The organism is Natronoflexus pectinivorans (assembly GCF_004345615.1).
GTDB classification, from domain to species: Bacteria; Bacteroidota; Bacteroidia; order Bacteroidales; family Marinilabiliaceae; genus Natronoflexus; species Natronoflexus pectinivorans.
Window position 1 is genome coordinate 34,633 of the sequence record NZ_SLWK01000018.1, and the last position, 20,741, is coordinate 55,373.

Consider the following 20,741-nt stretch of genomic DNA (forward strand, 5'->3'; position numbering starts at 1 on the left):
TAAGTTCTTTTGTATAGCTAATTTTAAACCTTGAACATTAAACATTAAACTTTGAACATCAAACATTAAACTTTGAACATCAAACATTAAACTTTGAACATCAAACATTATCCACCAAATCAACAATTGTCTCCACCCAATCATCGTTGCTATTTAAACAAGGAACCGTATCATAAAGTTCGCCGCCGGACTCAATGAAAGTTTCGCGTCCCTCTTCATGAATTTCTTCCAGGGTTTCAAGGCAATCGCTAACAAAAGCAGGGCTGATAACCAGAAGTTTTTTTACACCTTTCGATGGAAGTTCCTTTAACACATCAGAGGTAGCAGGTGTGAGCCATTTATCGGTACCAAGTCGTGATTGAAATGAAACAAGATAATCCGATTCAGCTAAGTTCAGTTTTTCTGCCACCAACCTGGTGGTTTCCAACACCTGGTGGCGATAGCATTTTTCATGAGCCGGAGATTCAGCAGAGCAGCAATTCTCTGTTTTCAGACAATGCGAACCGGTTGGGTCGGTTTTAAAAATGTGACGCTCAGGAATACCGTGGTAGCTGAAGAGAATTCTGTCATATTTCCCATTTTCCAAATACGGCCTAAGGGTTTCAACCAATGCATCTGTGTATCCATTATGATTGTAATAGGGAGCCACAACATTCAATTTAAAGTCATACTCCCCAATGCTGTGCGCATTTTTCACGTGTTCAACTGCCGTTTCGTAACTGCTCATGGCATAATGCGGATAGAGCGGAAACAGAACCACCTCTTCTACATCGGGATGTTCAGAAATAATTTGCCTAAATGCAGAAGCAGGTGTGGGATTTGCATATCGCATACAAACATAAACCGACAACCCGGATTTTTTCTCTACCTTTTCTGCCAACTCATTGGTGATAACAATTAATGGCGAACCTTCGTCAGTCCAAATTGTTTTATACTTTGCAGCGCTTTTGGGTGCACGAAAAGGGGTAATAATACCTCTTACCAACAATAATCGTCCCAGATATGGAAGATCAATGACCCGTTCGTCCATTAAAAATTCATTCAGATATCGTCGCACATCCTTCACTGATGTTGAATCGGGCGAACCTAAATTGGTTAGTAAAATCACTTTTTTTGCCATATAACAGTTCTATTTTTGCAATATATTTAACATTTCGGCCTCTTTGCTTCCCGATTGGGGAGTGAAACCATAATCCCATCGCACCCGTGGAGGCAAGCTCATCAAAATCGATTCAGTTCTCCCTTTGGTTTTTAAACCAAATAAAGTCCCCTTGTCGTGTAAAAGGTTAAATTCAACATATCTACCCCGTCTGATCTCCTGCCAGTATCTTTCTCTTTCTCCATATTCCATACTTTTTCGCTTCTCAACAATGGGAATGTATGACTTTATAAAAGAATGACCAAGAGCTGTGACTAATTCAAACCAAAACTTGCCGTTTTGTACCCCTTTGGGGCGCAAATAATCATAGAATGTACCTCCCACTCCACGGGTCTCACCTCTGTGTGAATTATAAAAATACTCATCGCAACGTTGACTAAATTTAGCATAGAGGCTGTGGTCAAAACGGTCACAAACCTCTTTCTGAACATGATGAAAATGATCTCGATCTTCCTGAAAAAAATAATAAGGGGTCAGATCGCTACCTCCACCAAACCAAAAATCAACCGGGTTACCTTCTTCATCATATAATTCAAAATATCTATAATTGGCGTGAACTGTTGGCACATAAGGATTTAAAGGATGAAGCACCAGTGATAATCCACATGCAAAAAAACGGCTGTGAGGTGTTTCAAGGTATTTCATCATGTTTTCGGGTAAATGCCCGAAAACAACAGAAGTATTCACGCCTCCTTTTTCAAACACTTTCCCATTGGAAATGATTCGGGTACGACCACCACCGCCTCCTTCCCTCTCCCATCTATCTTCTTGGAAAAGAGAAAGTCCATCGGACTTTTCTACATCCTCACAAATTGAATCCTGCAAATTATGAATAAATTCTATAAACTGTTCCTTAAAAGTTTCCATTTAGTGGTAATGATATAAAATTAAACCCAATTTATTTAATCCTTTCAGAGTTGGGTGGATAATGCCTTACTACCATGGATTTCCCCGTGGTTATTAATATTAAAGCCTTTCAGGCTTTTACTGCATCACAGTTAATGTTTAATAAAACCTTTTTCTAGGGAGGTTGTTTAATAAACAGGACAAATTAATCCAAAAAACACATTGAATTATGGCATTTACATTAGACTTAGGGCAAAAAGCCCCCGAATTTAACCTTCCTGCAACCGATGGACTTACTTATTCACTCAGCAGTTTCGAAGGAACTCCCTGGTTGGTGGTCTTCTTTACTTGCAACCATTGCCCATATGTTGTTGGAAGTGATGAAGTAACCCGCGAAACAGCGCAGAAATTCATCAGCAAAGGAGTAAAATTTGTTGGCATTAATTCCAACAGTAAAAACACATACGAAGAGGACAGTTTTCCAAACATGGTAAAACGAATGGACGAGTTCAAATTTCCATGGATCTACCTTCACGATGAATCGCAGGAAATTGCATTGAAATATGGAGCGCTGCGAACTCCCCATTTTTATATTTTTAATGAAAATCGTGAATTGGTTTACACTGGAAGAGGTGTTGATTCTCCCAGAGATACTTCTAAAATGACTGAAAACACCTTAGAGTTGGTGTTGGGTGCTTTGACATCAGGCAAAAAGCCACCTTATTCTAAAACAAATCCCATTGGCTGTAATGTAAAATGGGACGGACAAGATAAGCATTGGATGCCTGCAGAAGCCTGTGACCTTGTATAGGTCACAGGTTTACAGGCCAATAAAACAAGTTACTACTTCAGGACTTTATGAATTTGAATGTTACCATAAACATCCATCACTTTAACCAGATAATAACCTGAAGGATACTCCGAAAATGAAATTTCAGCTTCAGAGCTATTAAAATCACTGGAGAAATGCTGCACACCGGAAATGGAGTAAACTACTATGCGGGAGATGATCTGATTGCTTCTAACATACAGTCTGTCTCTTACAGGATTTGGATATACGGATTGTAAAGAAGCAGACTCCTCATTGGTACTCGAAGGCAATAGAACCTCCTCCACCTTAACATCACGCAAAACAAATAAGCCAGTATTCCCTCCCAAGTCAAAAGCCATACGTGCTTCGGGATCGGAATCGGCGTTCATGGTAAAGCTATAGGAATAATTTTGCAACTCTGATGTAAACTGAACCCCAAAATGATCGCTGTATGCATCCCACTCAGGCGCATTCCTCCCCATGTAAACCGTTGAATTTCCGGAGAAAGAAGCAGATGCATAAAATGAAAATCGGTATAACTTCCCCTTTTCAAGAGGGATATCGGGTCGAATTAACTGGGCATGCCAGCCTAAAGTACTCCCGTTGGTAATTTCAATCTCAAGTTGATCATTGTCGACATTCATTGTACCCTCAGCAACACCTGCCAACTGAAACAACCAGCCATCTGCTCCCTCTGAAAAGTCACTTTCATAAATAGTGTTACTATTTAATGAAGTTGGTTCTGGCATTGGATTGTTTAACAATGCATCAACCAACTCAGAATAATAGTTCCCGGTATTTCGATTATAAATTCCAAAGCTAGAACTGAACTCCCAATAAGCCCAGCTAAAACCCTGCTCTTCAAACCATCTGGCAACAAAAGTGGTCCAGCGAGCACGGGATGCCATATCAGCTTTACTGTAAACGCCAAACTCTCCTACATGTATGGGCACATCATTATCAATAGAAAACTGAAGAGTATAATTGAATTCGTTAATGATATAATTGCGTTCTTCAATGGTGTCGTACCATTCGGTTCCCAACCATTCATCAGAATCACCCTCAACCCAATCTGCCCCCTGGTGGGTAAATTGAAACGGATTGTAGTAGTGAACAGATAATATTAAATAATCATCTTCGGGTAATTCAATGTGCCTCACTCCACTTAAACCGCCAAACTCGGCAGTTCCCATTAAAACGACACGTGTTGGGTTTGTTTCTCGAATTACTTCCAGAGCATCGGCGAACATGTCATTCCACATTTGTGGAGTAATGGCCTGATGTGGCTCGTTTAGAACCTCAAAAAGCAGAAATTCATCCGGATAATCCTTGAAAAATTCAGCAATTTGTACCCATTGTGCAATAAATCGATCATATTGCTCACTCGGGTTTGCCAACAACAATTCATGATGATGCATATTGATGATGGCTATGAGACCATTCTCGATGGCGTTATCGACCACCTCCTGAATTCTGTTCATAAATGAAGCGGTGATGGTGTATGGATATTCATCCATACTTCTAGCTTCAGTTTCCCATCTGATGGGGATTCGAACATGATCGAATCCTAACTCTGCCATCATCTCAAAATATTCAGGCTGCCAGGGATTGCTCCAAGCCGTTTCTGAGGGAGCTTCAAATGTATTCCCCATGTTCATTCCACGCCCCAGGCGTTCATTCATGTCAAAAGCGGGCTGTCGGGTTTGTGAAAAAACAGCAAGTGATAAACTTGCACAAATAGTAAGTAATAGTAATTTTTGTTTCATAGTGGTTTGGTATTTATTGAATAAATATGTTTTAAAACTCTACATAATATTGTCAGCTATAAATAAATCATCTTTCGCGTCATGCCGCCATCTGCGCGAATCTCTTCACCGTTGATGAAATCATTTTGAGGGTCACATAAAAACAGAACAATATTTGCAACATCCGATGGTCTTCCTATTCGCCCGGAAAAATGTTGTAAATGATCGACATCAGGAAATGAAGCTTTTTCGTTTGTATTAATCCAACCGGGAGAGATACAGTTAACTGTAATTCCAGATCCGGAGAGGGAGGCAGCAAGTGCATGCGTTAATGATACCAATCCTCCTTTGGACGCGCCATATGCTTCGCTATCGGGCTCTGACTGAACAAATCGCGTTGAAGCTATATTAATGATTCGTCCATAACTTATGGCCTTATGCATCTTTGCAAATTCCCGGGAAAAGATGAAAGGTGCCCGTAAATTGGTATTAATCACTTCATCCCAAAAACTGTTATCACACTCCATTAATTTTTTAAAACGACTTATGCCAGCATTGTTTACCAATATATCGGGCTGAACAGATTCATCGCGAAGTTGCTGAAAAAAATCTGATATATGCTCCGGAGCTGAAACATCAAATTGATGAAATTGAACCATTTTGTTCAACTTCATCATTTCCTTTCCCTTTTCCAGGTCAACATCAACGATATGGACAAATGCCCCACTTACAAGAAATTGATTTACAATCTCTTTCCCAATTCCATTACAGCCGCCTGTAACAATCACTTGTTTCTTAGAAAGATCAATTACTGCCATGCTTAGTGTATTTTAAACAATATGAATACAAATATATTAAAATAATCACTGCTGACCGCTAATTAATTTAGATTTCTCGCTCTGATCGAAATGACAAAACCTTCAGGAGGTCAAGGCGGGTGAAGGGTTTATTGCGGCGAAGCCGCAATAAACCCTTCACCTCTCACCACGCAACAGCTTGTCATTTCGAGCGAAGCGAGAAATCTATTATATGAATATCATTTTAAAAAAATCTTAGATGGACAGCAATGTAAAATAATATAGAATATTGCATTGATATAAGTCACAAAAAAAAGAGTTGCCGAATAGCAACTCTTTTTTATTCAAATTTCTAATCTAACTATTAGTTCAAACTAAAACACTTAAGCATCCACTCTTCCACCTCATCTCCGGCTGTCCATTCGTCCAGAGAGAAAAATTCATCATACATCCACTGCTCCAACTTAGGGTAATCGATGGTCTGGATCAACAACTCATCTATCACAAACTGCTCAAATTCAATCATCCAATCAAACAAACCCTCAGTTTCATCAATCATAACATCGAACCCAATTTCCAGCATCCAATCAGAAACCATGTTCAATTCTTCTACAATTTCATTATTCCTCTCGATGTCCAACATCCATGGCTCTAATATAAACTTCATCTCCTGATTTCCGGCAACGAAATTATCATTAATCATCCAATCCTCAAGAAAAGAAAAGTTCTCAATTAAAACTGGTTGGCTATAAGCAGAGCTTATAAGAATACAAATGGTTCCAATGTCAGTTAACTTTTCTTTCTCCTGGGAAATCCCTTGAATGTTAATCAACGCTACCACCAGAAGTCCAGCAAGAAACCTGAATACTAATGTTTTCGTTTTCATGACCGTTCCTCCAGTTAAAATTAAAACTACTTCGAACACAGGGTTCCCGTTCCAGACTATAAAAGTCATAAAGGAGACTGTTTTATGAAGCATTTAACGTTTTAATGTATCATGTGTCATCCTTTATTAAATTGTACGCAACTCAAGAGATTATCGTTTCAAAAAACAGTGCTTTATTTTTAATAAATTTATGATTTTTTAATTCAAAAGGCAATTAAATCAGGTATTATTATCTGCGTTTTTTAATCTTTTTCTTTCCTTTATCAAGATCCTCATCAATCAATGATTTCCAGTCATGTGTAGCTGCAGGAGAAAAATCTATCGATTTTTCATACTCTTCAGGATTCATATTAATTACGGCAATCGGATTTGTTAAAAACTCTTCAATTTGCTCCAAAATTTCACGTTCCTCATCGCTACAAAATGAAACAGCCTTTCCTCGATTTACGCCCCGGCCTGTTCGTCCAACTCTATGAACATAATTCTCCGGAATCTCAGGCAAATCATAATTTACTACAATCTCAACATTAGGGATATCAACCCCTCTGGCACTAACATCGGTAGCTATCAAAACCTTATTAATTCCTTCCCGGAAATTACTCATAGCACTGTTACGGTTCTTCTGATCCTTATCGCTGTGAATGGTTTCAGAGGAGAGTCCAACCCGCTCCATCGCTTTAAGAACACGTTCTGCACGAACTTTTGTACGTACAAAAACCAATATTTTACTATCGGGATGCTCTCTGATGATTCTCTCCAGAAAAAACCGTTTATGATCCATCTCCACATAAGTCACAGCATGATCAATTTTGCCGGAAACCGGATTCTTGGGTGAGATGTGAATTCGCACCGCATGTCTGACTAAACCATATGCCAAATCCTTTATATTTTCATCAATCGTGGCTGAAAAGAACAATGTTTGCTTATTCTTAGGAAGATTTCTGAAAAGTTGACGCATGTCGTTATAAAAACCGAGTTCAAGCATGTGGTCAGCTTCATCAAGAATTAAAATCTCAATCGATTTTAGATCCAGATAACCCTGACTTGACAAATCAAACATACGGCCTGGCGTGGCAACCATGATATCAACACCTTTTTTCAGACGATTAATCTGTGGTGTTTGATCAACCCCTCCAATCAATGGAAGAACCTTAAGTCCGGTTCCTTTTAGCAGGGAATCAAAAACCCCGGCCACCTGCATCGCTAGTTCATGAGTTGGAACCATTACCATGCATCGCACTTCAAAATTAGCCAGACTTCTCTTCCTGTGAATAAGTCTCTCGATTACAGGAATGGCAAAAGCTGCAGTTTTTCCGGTTCCGGTTTGCGCAACCGCCAAAACATCCTCACCTTTTAAAATGGGTGGAATCGATTTATACTGTATATCGGTAGGCTTTTTAAACCCCTGATCAGCTAGGTTTTTAATTAGTTGAGGATGGAAATCGTATTTATCAAATCTCATGATATGAATATATTTTTAAAGTCGGCCTAGAGCAACATGAAAAGAAAGCAAAGATAGCAACAACTTGCTATCTTTACCAATTTACAAACATCATCATTGCATCGGCTAAAGAAATTCATTGATTGCAAAAAATCGATTAGATTGAATAGAGGGTTTAGCAATATATAAGATCACAAATACCTTTGACAAGGCTAATACAAAATAGAGGCTGTTCCATGGGAACAGCCTCTATTTTGCTTCTCATATTTGAGTTTTGTTCTGTTTAAAACAAATAGGTAATATTTACGCATCATCCAGAACCATCAATATAAATAAATAATTTTCAACAATTTAAGGTATAACATAAAAAATCGGGTCACTTCCAAGTTCAGCATCATCATCGTAAAACAGAAATGCACTATCGTTCATTGAAGTTTTCTGCTCTCGATACAACCTAATCATCTCAGCACCAGCAAGCATAACTGGCCCATAACTATGTGCAGCAAAAACATTTACCGGACGAGCATAATAAAAAGCAGGATCAAAAGCCATACCTGTTCCAACACATGTGCCTTCAACCTGTCCCATTGCATTTATTTTGGTCGAAACAGCGTTCCAAGCCAAAGAGACAACAGGTCCGTATGCCAAGCCATCAATCCAACCTTCATTTATTGCTTTAGCCATTGAATAAGTAAATATGGCTGTGGCTGATGTTTCAAGATAACTATCACTTCTATCCAGCAACTGATGCCAGAACCCAAATCCTGATTGCACTTCTGCCAATCCGGCAACATGGGCTTGAAGCAGGTTAACTACGAAATCATACCCAGGGTGAGATGCCGGTAAAACATCGAGCAGCTCTATCTTGGTCATAATTGCCCAGCCGTTTGCACGTGCCCATCTGAATTCAGGGTGAACATCCATACCGGTTACATATCCATGCATGTATAAACCTTTATCCCAGTTGAACATGTAATCCGCAAAGTTCTTCACCTGCAATACTGCATCATCAAAATATTTATCATCGCCTGTGTAAACCCCCATTTGAGCCAGAGCAGGCACGCTCATAAACAAATCATCAAGCCAGAGAGTATATGGCTGCGGTCGGTGTCGCGCCAATGTACCATCTGACAACCTGAGTTGATCATTGGATATGAAATCCACATAATTCCGGATCATCCAATCCAGTCCATCGGTATACCCTCCTCGTACAGCTTTAATCATAGCAGCAGCCATCGCACCTGAATCGTCCAATGAACGAGGTTCAATGACGGTTCTCATGGGGTTACCTTCAACAAACCCATTATCATATAGCTCCTTAAAGTAAGGCAATAATTCTGACAAAAACTCCAATCGGCTTACCGAATAGTTCGTAAATCTCTTATCTCCTGTGATTTCACCAGCCAGCAACATGCCTCCATAGGTTACACCCCATTCGTAACTGATCAAACGGTAATCGCCCCTTGTAAAAATGGTTTCTTTGTCTATCTCAGTATAGTCAGATACCGGCAATAATGAGTTTTTATTAATCAGGGTTTTTGGTGTTGTTCTATCTAAATATTCAAGAACTCTGAATAAAACATCCATGATATCCTCTTCAGCCATTATACCATACGGAACGCCATGGTCGGCCTGCAAAAGATGCAAAGGAGCAGTTGTGTCTGTTAAAACAGGTTGTTTTTCGGTATCTGTTGAGCAACTTACAGCTATCCAAAGACAGAAAGCACTTAAAACAATAGATCTCATAGTCGTATAGGTTTATTGGTTTATATTAATCTCAATGGAGCTCTCTTCCAAACCTTCACCAGACACAGACACAAGAATCTGCCCAACATCAGCGTTAGCTCTCACAATAGCAATGGCTTGTCCTCTGGATGTTCTTCTCACATTGGTCTTAAACGGCTCGTGGCTATCCCGTTGGCCGTTATCTACCGCAATTAGCTCTCCATTTCCTGAAACATTAAAAGTCAATGGCCGATCGAAATTGGGAGAATGAGCGCCATTTTCATCAGTCAGCATAACACGAACGATGGCCACATCATCCCAATCATTTTTCAATGTATTTTTAGACGCTGATAGTGCAATATTAGAAGGAGGCATAGCCGTTTGCATCTCATGGATTGCAACATCTTTTCCATCAATTCGCCCAATTGCTTTTATAGACCCAGGCTGAAAGGTCAGTCGATATCTTATGGGTGAATGATCGGCAGGACGTTTTCTGATACCCTGCGATTCACCATTAAAGATCAATTCCACTTCATCACAATTGGTATAAATTTCGATATGAGCCTCATCATATGTATCAAAATCAGTAGGTGTCCAATCATCCACAAGTCCTCCTTCACCTAAATGTTGTTCACGTCTAAAGATTCTGATCATAGGCTTATCAGACCACCAACTTTCTCTTTCGTAGGTGCGTGGTTTGGTAAAACCAGCGCGATCAAAAAGGCCAAAATCATGCGACACCTCAGGCCAGTCAGCTTCGCCAAGATAATCGAATCCTGTCCATAGAAAGTGTCCGGCGATGGCAGGATTATCTCTCCAAATCAGATATGCCTGTCGGGTATGCCCGTTTTCCGTACCAATTACCTTCCAATGTGGATTATCGATTGATGCTTGAAGCAACTCTTCTTCCCGATAATTTTGTCCTACAATGTCCATCATTTCAGCAAAACCATTCTGATAAACATTGGCCTGATTTGGTCTGAACAAACCCATTGTAACAGGGCGTGTCCCATCTAGTTTATGAATAAGATCATACTGCATCCTAAATGTTTCAAAACCCTGTTCATTATCAAGATTATCCCGTATTTCGTTACCAATGCTAAACATAAATATTGACGGGTGATTGCGATCTCTTAGAACAATGGAACGAGTGTCTTCCTCCCACCATTCATCAAAATGAAGTTGATATCCGTAATCTCCGTGGTTTTTGCGCGCACGCCAAGTATCAAAACTCTCATTCATGACAATAAACCCCATACGATCGCAAAGCTCCAAAAACTCAGGTGCAAAAGGATTATGTGATAATCTTATCGCATTAATGCCTATCGATTGAAGTTGATTTAATCTTTCTTCCCAAATCGCCAGAGGAACAGCTGCACCAACAGCACCTGCATCATGGTGAAGGCATACACCTTTAATTCTGATGTTCTCGTCATTGAGATAGAATCCGGTAGCAGACTCAAAATGAAACGATCTTATTCCGAAATTGGTTACAAGGTCATCCTGCAACTCATTATCTATAGTCACCCGTGAAACACCTGTATAAAGTTGGGGTGAATCAAGAGACCACAGTTGTGGATCCCTAACTTCTATAAAATGTTCAATATCCATAGTTTCACCTGCCGCGAGATCAAAAGCTGTTCCTTTTTCTGAAACAAGTTCCCCTGAAGGATTATGGATCAGCGTATTTAAATGTACTTGTTGGATCCTGTCAGAACTATTTTTCAATGTGGTTAACACTCTCACTGTTGCTGACTCTTCAGATACTTCGGGTGTAGAAAAGAAAGTTCCCCAATTATCAATATACACATCATTCTTCACAATCAGACGGACATTTCGGTAAATTCCGGCACCTGTGTACCATCGTGATGCAGGCTGTTTTGAATTATCCAAACGCACAGCTATGGTATTAGATCGGCCATACCTTAAGTAGTCGGTCAATTCGTACTCCATGCTCACGTAGCCATACGGCCTGTGCCCAAGATGCTCTCCGTTAATATAAACATCACTATTGGCCATAAGGCCATCAAAGTGGACAAAAACTCTTCTCCCTTCAAAGGCTGATGGGATATCAAACGATTTTCTATACCAGCCAATGCCATTTGGCAAATACCCCCCTCCTCTTCCGGTTGGATTATTCTGATCAAACTCTCCTTCTATACTCCAGTCATGAGGAACATTAAGGGCTCTCCAACTTCGGTCATTAAACCTTCTTGCCTGGGCTCCCTCATGGTCTCCTTCCATAAACATCCAATCATTGTTAAATGAAATGGTTATGCGAGAAGATGGATAGTCATGATCATCAACCTTACATCCGCTAATAATAAATATTGAAATCAATAGAAGGGAAAAAAGACTTTTCCATTTTTTGTAGATAATAGTGGTCATGGCACAGATATTAAATTATTATAACTTGTAAAGACGCTAACAACAAAACAAATAATAATGAGTTGGTTAAATTGTGCCCTGCCCCCTAATATGACAAGCCTACACAACAAAAGATTTAAAAACCACAAATATACATGTATTTACAAGATAACACAATTTTTAAGATGGTTTTTAACGCTCTTGAAAACTAATTTCATTGGTTTTCGAAATGGAACTAATGATTTCGCCTACCCAATTTATAAAAAGCTCCCAGGTTGCTGTTTTGTAAATAAACATTAAAATACGATATTTACTTCAGTTTTGACAACTAAAGAGGTTCCTTCTGCATCGAAAAATAATTGAGTGGAGCATCATCATACATGAACATTACTAATTTTTAAGTTTTTGAACATCGAAAACATCTAACCAAAGAGGAAGAGATAGATTTTTTATCAAAAAAATCCACTTTATATTATGCATAAATTAGCATCGCAATTAATTTTAGAATCAATACAATTAATAATTCGTTAAACTTTTAATTTGTAAACAAGAGTATATCTTTGACTTCAATTGCACACTTTAAATTATAAGAAAAATGAAAACTGTATTAAGTCTCATAACCCTTTCATGGATATTGGTTGCTTGTTCAACCTCACCGGGACAAGACTCTCAGCAATCTAACAGCCTCTCTGAAACAGAGCAACAATTCCTCGACAATCTAAAATCCTTTTGCGGCCAATCTTTTGAAGGAAGAGAAACTTACACCAAGGATGGGCGCGACAGTTGGGCACATAAAAGAATGGTCATCTTTTTCACAGTTTGCGAATCAGATGAAGTGCATATTCCGTTCCACATTGACGATGATACCTCACGTACATGGATGTTTATTAATGATAACGGATCATTACGATTCAGGCACGATCACAGACATCCTGATGGGACGCCAGAAGACTTGACTTTATATGGTGGCTATTCGGATGGATCAGGGACTCCATTCAGACAATCATTCCCTGCAGATCAATATACCGACGATCTTCTGGACGATGATCTTGACCGGGTTTGGAACGTTATACTTTCTGATGATTTGTCAACCATGACCTATGAATTAGGCTATTTAGGCGAGATTGTGTTCAGAGCAGAATTTAATTTAAGCAACCCTCTTTAATTCCAAAAAGCAAATCATATGAGAATATGTTGGATCTTTTCACTTGTGACGATGCTGGGATTAACAAATTGCAACTCAAGCTCGCCATCGATGGATGATGTGGTTTATGTGAAAGGAAGACATATTTATACCGCAAACCATGAAAAACTGGTTATGCGGGGAGTCAACGAGATGTTTATTTGGAGTGATGATTTAATTGGAGACACCATCATTCCGGAAATTGTGAAAACCAACTCCAACACTTTAAGAATTGTTTGGCTAACGGATTCAGAAAACATCAATGCTACACCAGAGAATCTGGATAAAATCATTCAAAACACAGCTGATGCCGGCATGTTCCCCATGCCGGAATTGCATGGAGCAACCGGCAAATGGGAAAAACTACAGGAACAAGTAGATTATTGGGTAAGGCCTGAAGTTGTTGAAGTTTTGAAGAAACATGAACGTTACCTGCTACTCAACATTGCCAACGAATGCGGAGGACATGATGTTGATGCAAAAACATTTAGAAAGGGTTACGAATTAGCCATTGATAGAATTCGTGCAACCGGGTTACGATGTCCATTAGTAATTGATGCATCAGGTTGGGGCCAGGATTTGGATATTCTTCTGGAGACAGGTCCCGGCTTATTGAAACATGATCCACTATCAAATTTGATTTTCTCTGTACACATGTGGTGGGTTGCTGAAGATGGCTCAACCCAGCGAATTATTGATGGAATTGAACAATCTGTCGAACTAAACCTTCCTTTAATAGTTGGAGAATTTGCACCGATGGGTGTAAACTGTGCGAGATACATTGATTATGAAACCATCATGGAGCAGTGCCAGAAACGCGACATTGGCTGGCTGGCCTGGTCGTGGGGAGCCGTTGAAAACGGCGACTGTGCTGAAATGGATATGACACGCGGAGAGTTGCGAGGCAAGTTTAAAGGCTTAACCGACTGGGGATTGGAAGTTGCTGTTACACATCCTTATTCAATAAAGAATACCTCCATAAAACCTTCATTGAAGTAATCAGGAATTTGAATTGTAACATCTGTTTCTTTTCTCATAAAAAAGTAGTTATTTCGCACTTTATATTATAAACCTTAAAACATTGGTCAGAAGTGAGAAAATGGCGTATTGAAGATTCTGCTGAACTTTACAACATCAACGGTTGGGGAGTAGATTACTTTTCCATTAACGATAAAGGAAATGTTATAGTAACCCCTAAAAAAGGTCAGGCAGGCGTTGACCTCAAGGAGCTCATGGATGAATTAATGGTTCGGGATGTCCCCAACCCTGTTCTCATCCGATTTCCGGATATTTTGGATAACCGGATTGAAACCATATCCACCTGTTTTAAAAAAGCAGCCGAGGAATACGAGTACAAAGCTCAAAACTTTTTGATTTACCCGATTAAGGTAAATCAAATGCGTCAGGTTGTGGAAGAGATTGTAAGCCACGGAAAGAAATTCAACATAGGTCTTGAAGCAGGATCAAAACCTGAACTTCATGCTGTGTTGGCCATCAATACTGAGACCAATTCGTTAATTATTTGCAACGGATACAAGGACGAAGACTATATTGAACTGGCGCTGTTGGCTCAAAAAATGGGTAAGCGAATATTCATTGTAGTTGAAAAGCTAAATGAACTTAAACTCATTGCGTCCATTTCCAAAAGATTGAAAATTAAGCCAAATATCGGAATCAGAATAAAACTTGCCAGCAGTGGAAGCGGTAAATGGGAAGAATCGGGAGGCGATAAAAGCAAATTTGGTCTCTCTTCAAGTGAATTGCTAGAAGCTTGCGAATTCCTTGAAAAGAACAAAATGGAAGATTGTCTGCGACTAATCCATTTTCATATTGGCAGCCAGGTCACAAAAATTCGCAGAATAAAAACAGCTCTACGTGAAGCTGCTCAATTTTACGTCCAGCTTCATAAACTTGGATTTAAAATTGACTTTGTTGATATTGGTGGAGGTTTGGGCGTTGATTATGATGGAACCCGCTCCTCAATCAGTGAAAGTAGCGTAAACTATACCATACAGGAGTACGTAAACGACTCCATTTCTCATTTCGTTGTTGCCAGTGATAAGGAGGGAATTCCACATCCAAATGTAATCACTGAGTCCGGACGTTCATTAACGGCTCACCACTCTGTTTTGGTATTTGAAGTATTGGAGGCAACCTCTCCCCCTATGTGGAAAGATGACGATGAAGTGGGCGAAGAGGATCACGATTTAGTGAAAGAACTTTATGATTTATGGGATAACCTGAATCAGCCAAGGATGTTGGAGAGTTGGCACGATGCGCTTCAGATTCGTGAGGAGGCACTTGACCGTTATAGTCTCGGGGTTCTTGATTTGGTAACACGAGCCAGAGTTGAACGTTTGTTCTGGTCTATTGCAGGTGAAATTCACCAAATGGCATCTACCATGAAGCATCCCAACGATGAATTCAGAAATCTGTCGAGAATCCTGTCTGACAAGTATTTCTGCAACTTTTCGTTGTTTCAGTCGCTGCCTGATTCCTGGGCCATTGACCAAATTTTCCCCATCATGCCCATTCATCGATTGGACGAAAAACCGTCCCGCGCCGCCACTTTACAAGATATCACATGTGATTCTGATGGTAAAATTGACAACTTTATAGCTACCAGAAATATTTCTCATTACCTGCCCGTTCACCCCCTAAAATCAAAAGAGACCTATTATATAGGAGTTTTTCTTGTGGGTGCTTATCAAGAAATACTGGGCGATTTACACAATCTGTTTGGCGACACCAATGCAGTTCATGTAAGTGTTGATAAAGATGGATACAACATTGAACAAATTATTGACGGAGAAACGGTAGCTGAAGTTTTGGAGTATGTTCAGTTTAATCCAAAAAAACTGGTTAGAACTGTCGAAACCTGGGTAACAAGTTCGGTGAAGACCGGCAAAATTACTGCAGAGGAAGGTAAAGAGTTTTTATCTACATACCGATCAGGATTATATGGATACACCTATTTGGAGTAGGGTTTAGGGTTTAGGGTTTAGGGGCTTAATAACTATAGACTAATCAACTACAAACGATCAACCATAAACTACAAACATTTAACATAGTAATCGAATTAGAAATTGATTGATAACTTAATAAAAGTCATTGGGGAATTATTAACTCTTAAAAAAAACGTCACGTTTTTTTTAATTATCTGGACTTTGTTCTCATCAAATTCGGAGGCAAACAGTGACAGCACTTTCTACTCAATAGAAGCCAGATACCATTACGGAATCATCATACCTCATCACTCAAACATGGCATATTTTATAAGTGATTATGCCAGTGGAGTGGAAATAAATTTAAACAGAAGACGATTTGGCTCTCAAATCTGGGAAAGTAAAATGGGATACCCGGAAACCGGAATCGGTTTCTGGTTCAGCACTCTTGGAGAGCCGAATATCTACGGAAACGGATATGCCATATATCCTTACATCAATTCCAACCTGTTCGACATTGGAAACTTTAATGCCAGATACAGGGTTGCACTTGGGTTGGGGTATGCAGATACCCCTTATGACAAAACGGAAAACTTGTTTAACAACATTTTTGGATCATACCTGAATGCGTATATTGGTCTGGGGCTTTATCTATCCTACCCGGTCAGTGATAGAATTGATCTTCGTTCAACCCTCTCGCTGAACCATATGAGCAATGGCTCTTCACGCAAACCAAATCACGGACTCAATACGGCTGCGATCTCCTTTGGTGCAGTCTATTATTTGTCAGAACAAGATTACCCACGGGTTCTTCCACAAACCTCACCTCGAATCAAAGCTCGTGAAATTGTCGGAACACTGAGTGCAGGACGCAATCAGGCCGCGCCATATCCTCCGGATATACATTGGTCGGGCAGTTTGACTTTTACACATTTGTGGTATCAAACTGAAGCCAAAGCATATGGATTGGGACTGGATTTTATTAGATACGGCGGAGCGCCTTTGGCCTTCATTAAATTAGAGGATATGGATTTTAATGCGGAATATGGATTTTCTGACTATTTTTACACCGGAATTACCGGAACCATGGAATCGCACCTCGGAACTACGGCACTTTATATTACTGCAGGTGCTTATGTGCATTATAAAACAGAACCTCGCCAACCAGTGTATGCACGTTTGGGCATCAGGCAAATGATTTATGAAAACCTACTGGGGCATTTTGGTATAAAGGCCAACTTTTTCACGGCAGAGTTCATCGAATTTGGCTTGGGATATAGATTTAGGTATTAGGTTGGGGAAGGTGAAAAGGTGAAAAGGTGGGAAGGTTAAGAGGGTTTAGGGTTTTTAGTTTATAGTTGCTGGGGGATAATCATTGAAAGGACAAATAACAAACATATATATATCGTGCAAAAAACTGTCATTTCATTCATTCTCTTTACAATACTTATTATTTCGGCCTGTGATTACATCACCGACCTGAAAAGAACAGGAGAAGAAATTACCATGGAAATTCCATGGAATGGATCAGGGCAAATTGAAGTTAACGCCTCATCCTCAATTGTTCTGGTAAACAGCGAAGATTATAAGATCAAAATAACGGGAATGGATTTCATAGCCAGGGGCTATGAAATTGATACATCCGATAACAAACTAAACATCACACATACCAATCCTTTTCGGCTTCAACAGGACAAACTGCCAGATATTTTAATCTATTCACCTGATTTCAGGCGATTAACCATAAATGCTCCGAGCCGACTTGCCAACCGTGACTCGTTGAAATTTGAAAATCTCTACATATCCATTAACGGAAGAGGAACATATACCACTAGTCAATTGAAACTTAAAGGTAACCTTTTTCGATTCAATGTTTATGGACGTGGTACAAAGACGACGCATCAATTAACAGGCGTTGCAAATAAAGCATACTACCACATAGAAGGCGGAACCAACATCAACGCATCCGACCTGAAAACAGGAACAACCAACATACGTCATTTGTCCTTTGGCAACTGTTTTGTAAACTCTACAGAAACACTTGATGTGACCATTTTTTCTTCAGGGAATGTTTACTATTCCGGCAACCCGGAAGTTCAGTTCAAACAGGATGAAACATCAACTTTACGTCCATCCGGAATTGTTGTACAGGTTACTGAATAAAAGTTTAAATAAAATCTCAACAGGATTCAATTTCGATTTAAACAGTCTCTAATCATCTAGAATCTAAAATTCTAGATTCTGGATTTCTCTATTACACATTTGCCACTTTAATGATATCGGCAAACACGCCCGCCGCTGTAACATCTGCACCAGCTCCGTACCCTTTTACCTGCAGGGGATGCTCATTGTAGTTTTCGGACCAAACAAGAATGATGTTGTTGCTGCCTTCCAAGTCGTAAAACGGGTGTTTACTATCTACTTCAATTAATCCCACTTTTGCTTTACCTTCTGACAAGCGCGCAGCGTAGCGGAGGCGCTTTCCTTCAGAAGCCAGCTTTTTCCTCTGGTTTTCAAACACAGGATTTAAATCTTTCACCTTGTCCATAAAAGCATCCAAAGAAGGCAAATCCAGATATTCAGCAGGAACAAAAGGTTCAACTTCCACATCTTCCTGTTCGAGAACATAACCTGATTCGCGTGCAAGGATAAGAAGCTTGCGCACCACATCGGTTCCACTTAAATCAACACGGGGATCGGGTTCGCTAAAGCCTTTGGCTTTAGCTTCTGCGATGACTTCTGAAAGGGGATTTTCCTCCGAAAGGGTATTCACAATGAAATTTAGAGTCCCTGATAAAACTGCTTCTAATCTCTCAATTTTATCACCACTCTTAACCAAATCATTGATTGGGGCAATAACAGGTAATCCCGCTCCCACGTTGGTTTCAAAAAAGAACTTAACGCCTTTTTCGCGCGCTGTGGCCTTTAATTTACTATATGCTGCATAAGAAGATGAACTGGCAATTTTATTGGCAGTTACAACCGATACGTTGGCATCAAGCAGCGACTGGTATACCGATGCGACCTCCTCACTGGCGGTGCAATCTACAAAGACACTGTTTGCCACATTCATTTCGATGATGCGGTCGCGAAAAGACTCAATGGTACATGCTTCTCCAATTTTATCAAGATCTTCAATAACTGTGGCGGCATTAAGACCTTCACGTTCCAAAAGCATATTTCGACTTCCGGCAACTCCAACCAACCGAATCATCAGGTTGTTCTCCTCTTTCAGTTTGCGCGCCTGCGAGACAACTTTATGAAGCAACTTGCTACCAACAGTTCCTTTTCCGGCAAGAAACAGATTCAGACGAGAGTAATCAGAGAGGAAAAACGCCTCGTGAATAACGTTCAATGCCTTACGTATATCCTTCTCTTTGATAACGAAAGATATATTCAACTCAGAGGCACCCTGCGCAATGGCGTAAATATTAACGCCATTTTTACCAACACTGTTAAATAATTGTCCGGCAATCCCGGTGGTGTGTTTCATATTTTCACCAACAATGGCCACAACGGCCATTTTATCATCAATGGTAACCGGACTGATATGATTTTGAGCAATTTCTCTTCTAAATTCATATTCAATTGCCTCACGGGCAATTGAGGCCTGATCGCCGCCTATAACCACGCTGATGCTGTTCTCCGATGATGCCTGAGATATAAGAATAATATTTACATCATTGGCAGCCAACGCCGTAAACATTCGCATAGAAATGCCGGTAACTCCTACCATTCCAATCCCTTGCAGCGTTAACAACGAAACTTCTTTAATGGAGGAGATCCCTTTAATTTGCCGTTCCTTTATGTCGACTTTCTCGTTGTTAATCAAAGTACCCGGTGCACTCGGATTAAATGTGTTCTTAATCCATATGGGAATGCTGTTCTGGAAGGCCGGTATTATGGTTGGCGGATAAATAACTTTAGCACCAAAATGTGAAAGCTCCATGGCCTCGGCATAGCTCAATTTATCTATACAATAAGCACGACTGATAACCCTGGGATCGGCCGTCATAAAGCCATCCACATCAGTCCATATTTGAAGGTTGTCGGCATCAAAAGCAGCAGCCAATAAGGCTGCTGTGTAATCGCTTCCGCCTCGTCCCAATGTGGTATTTTCACTTTTTTGGTTACTGCTGATAAACCCCGGAAAAAGGGAACAATTGCCCATTTCCAGCTTAACTTCTGACAAAAGCTTCTGTGTTTCGTCAATTAGAACCTGATTACGACCAAACTCGTAATTGGTTTTTATATAATGACGACTATCAAACCAATTGGCACCAATATATCGGGCGATGATTTTTGATGATAAGCGCTCCCCCATTCCCGATAAATTCTCGAAACTTTTTCGACTTAACTCACGAATCAGATAAACGCCTTTAATGATTATTTTTAGTTCCTCAATATCAGGTTCAATCAACTTAATTACCTCATCCTTTTCAATTGGTTGAAAAAGTTTATCAATGATTTCAAAATGATCATCTATGATTGACTGAAGATTTTCAAAGCAGGTTCTATCTCCAGATTCTGCCGTTCGCGCCATAGAAATTAACCGATCGGTGATGCCACCAACAGCTGAAACAACTACAACCTTCTGTCCTTGAACAGACGAAACGATCTCTTTTACTTTTTGAATATTTTCAGCACTACCAACTGAAGTTCCTCCAAATTTTAAAACCTGCATATAGAAATATTCGTTAAAAATTCATTATAAAGTTTTGCCGATTACCTATAAATTATACTTTTGCATGTATAAAAAACGGGAATGCGACTTATTAAAAATACAAATAAACCTCTAAAGGTATAATTGACTATTTATGTGACGATACTCTTCAC

The 20,741-nt window shown here is 39.8% G+C and carries 15 protein-coding genes; 6 read left to right on the top strand and 9 right to left on the bottom strand.

Annotation, left to right across the window (positions count from 1 at the left end; translation table 11 throughout):
• Window positions 1-100: 100 nt before the first annotated feature.
• Both hemH and hemF read right to left on the bottom strand, forming a co-directional pair.
• On the bottom strand, window positions 101-1,120 hold the full coding sequence (hemH, locus tag EV194_RS15685) for a ferrochelatase (protein WP_132435300.1): 1,020 nt from the start codon (window positions 1,118-1,120) through the stop codon (window positions 101-103).
• A gap of 9 nt (window positions 1,121-1,129) precedes the next feature.
• Complete coding sequence (hemF, locus tag EV194_RS15690) at window positions 1,130-2,026, bottom strand: oxygen-dependent coproporphyrinogen oxidase (RefSeq protein ID WP_132435302.1); 897 nt, start codon at window positions 2,024-2,026, stop codon at window positions 1,130-1,132.
• Window positions 2,027-2,234: 208 nt separating this feature from the next.
• Here hemF and EV194_RS15695 point away from each other — a divergent pair, with 208 nt between their 5' ends.
• Window positions 2,235-2,816 carry a thioredoxin family protein gene (locus tag EV194_RS15695; protein WP_132435304.1) on the top strand — a complete coding sequence of 194 codons (582 nt, stop codon included), beginning with the start codon at window positions 2,235-2,237 and terminating at the stop codon, window positions 2,814-2,816.
• Between the two features lie 32 nt (window positions 2,817-2,848).
• On the opposite strand, the gene EV194_RS15700 is transcribed toward EV194_RS15695, so the two are convergent.
• The 6 genes from EV194_RS15700 to EV194_RS15725 all read right to left on the bottom strand — a co-directional run bounded on the left by EV194_RS15700 (window position 2,849) and on the right by EV194_RS15725 (window position 11,798).
• On the bottom strand, window positions 2,849-4,582 hold the full coding sequence (locus EV194_RS15700) for a cellulase family glycosylhydrolase (RefSeq protein ID WP_132435306.1): 1,734 nt from the start codon (window positions 4,580-4,582) through the stop codon (window positions 2,849-2,851).
• Between the two features lie 56 nt (window positions 4,583-4,638).
• Window positions 4,639-5,379: an SDR family NAD(P)-dependent oxidoreductase gene (locus tag EV194_RS15705; RefSeq protein WP_132435308.1), complete on the bottom strand. Its 741-nt coding sequence runs from the start codon at window positions 5,377-5,379 to the stop codon at window positions 4,639-4,641.
• Between the two features lie 343 nt (window positions 5,380-5,722).
• Window positions 5,723-6,313 (bottom strand): hypothetical protein, encoded by a 591-nt coding sequence (locus tag EV194_RS15710; RefSeq protein WP_132435310.1) that lies wholly within the window; start codon window positions 6,311-6,313, stop codon window positions 5,723-5,725.
• Between the two features lie 160 nt (window positions 6,314-6,473).
• Window positions 6,474-7,706, bottom strand: a complete 1,233-nt coding sequence (locus EV194_RS15715) for a DEAD/DEAH box helicase (RefSeq protein WP_132435312.1) — start codon at window positions 7,704-7,706, stop codon at window positions 6,474-6,476.
• A 330-nt stretch (window positions 7,707-8,036) separates the two neighbouring features.
• Window positions 8,037-9,431 carry a glycoside hydrolase family 88/105 protein gene (locus EV194_RS15720; RefSeq protein WP_132435314.1) on the bottom strand — a complete coding sequence of 465 codons (1,395 nt, stop codon included), beginning with the start codon at window positions 9,429-9,431 and terminating at the stop codon, window positions 8,037-8,039.
• A gap of 12 nt (window positions 9,432-9,443) precedes the next feature.
• Window positions 9,444-11,798, bottom strand: a complete 2,355-nt coding sequence (locus tag EV194_RS15725) for a glycoside hydrolase family 2 TIM barrel-domain containing protein (protein ID WP_132435316.1) — start codon at window positions 11,796-11,798, stop codon at window positions 9,444-9,446.
• Between the two features lie 574 nt (window positions 11,799-12,372).
• On the opposite strand from EV194_RS15725, the gene EV194_RS15730 reads away from it, so the two are divergent.
• From EV194_RS15730 to EV194_RS15750, 5 genes are all read left to right on the top strand, one after another.
• Complete coding sequence (locus tag EV194_RS15730) at window positions 12,373-12,942, top strand: hypothetical protein (RefSeq protein WP_132435318.1); 570 nt, start codon at window positions 12,373-12,375, stop codon at window positions 12,940-12,942.
• An 18-nt stretch (window positions 12,943-12,960) separates the two neighbouring features.
• Complete coding sequence (locus EV194_RS15735) at window positions 12,961-13,959, top strand: glycoside hydrolase family 5 protein (protein ID WP_132435320.1); 999 nt, start codon at window positions 12,961-12,963, stop codon at window positions 13,957-13,959.
• Between the two features lie 92 nt (window positions 13,960-14,051).
• The gene (gene speA / locus EV194_RS15740) at window positions 14,052-15,944 is read left to right on the top strand and encodes a biosynthetic arginine decarboxylase (RefSeq protein ID WP_132435322.1); all 1,893 of its coding nucleotides are present in this window, start codon (window positions 14,052-14,054) and stop codon (window positions 15,942-15,944) included.
• Window positions 15,945-16,127: 183 nt separating this feature from the next.
• Window positions 16,128-17,198, top strand: coding sequence for an acyloxyacyl hydrolase (locus EV194_RS15745; RefSeq protein WP_132435324.1), 1,071 nt, complete (start codon window positions 16,128-16,130; stop codon window positions 17,196-17,198).
• A gap of 114 nt (window positions 17,199-17,312) precedes the next feature.
• Window positions 17,313-18,068 carry a GIN domain-containing protein gene (locus EV194_RS15750; protein ID WP_132435326.1) on the top strand — a complete coding sequence of 252 codons (756 nt, stop codon included), beginning with the start codon at window positions 17,313-17,315 and terminating at the stop codon, window positions 18,066-18,068.
• A gap of 91 nt (window positions 18,069-18,159) precedes the next feature.
• Here EV194_RS15750 and thrA read toward each other — a convergent pair whose 3' ends face one another.
• Complete coding sequence (thrA, locus tag EV194_RS15755) at window positions 18,160-20,589, bottom strand: bifunctional aspartate kinase/homoserine dehydrogenase I (RefSeq protein WP_132435328.1); 2,430 nt, start codon at window positions 20,587-20,589, stop codon at window positions 18,160-18,162.
• Between the last annotated feature and the right edge of the window lie 152 nt (window positions 20,590-20,741).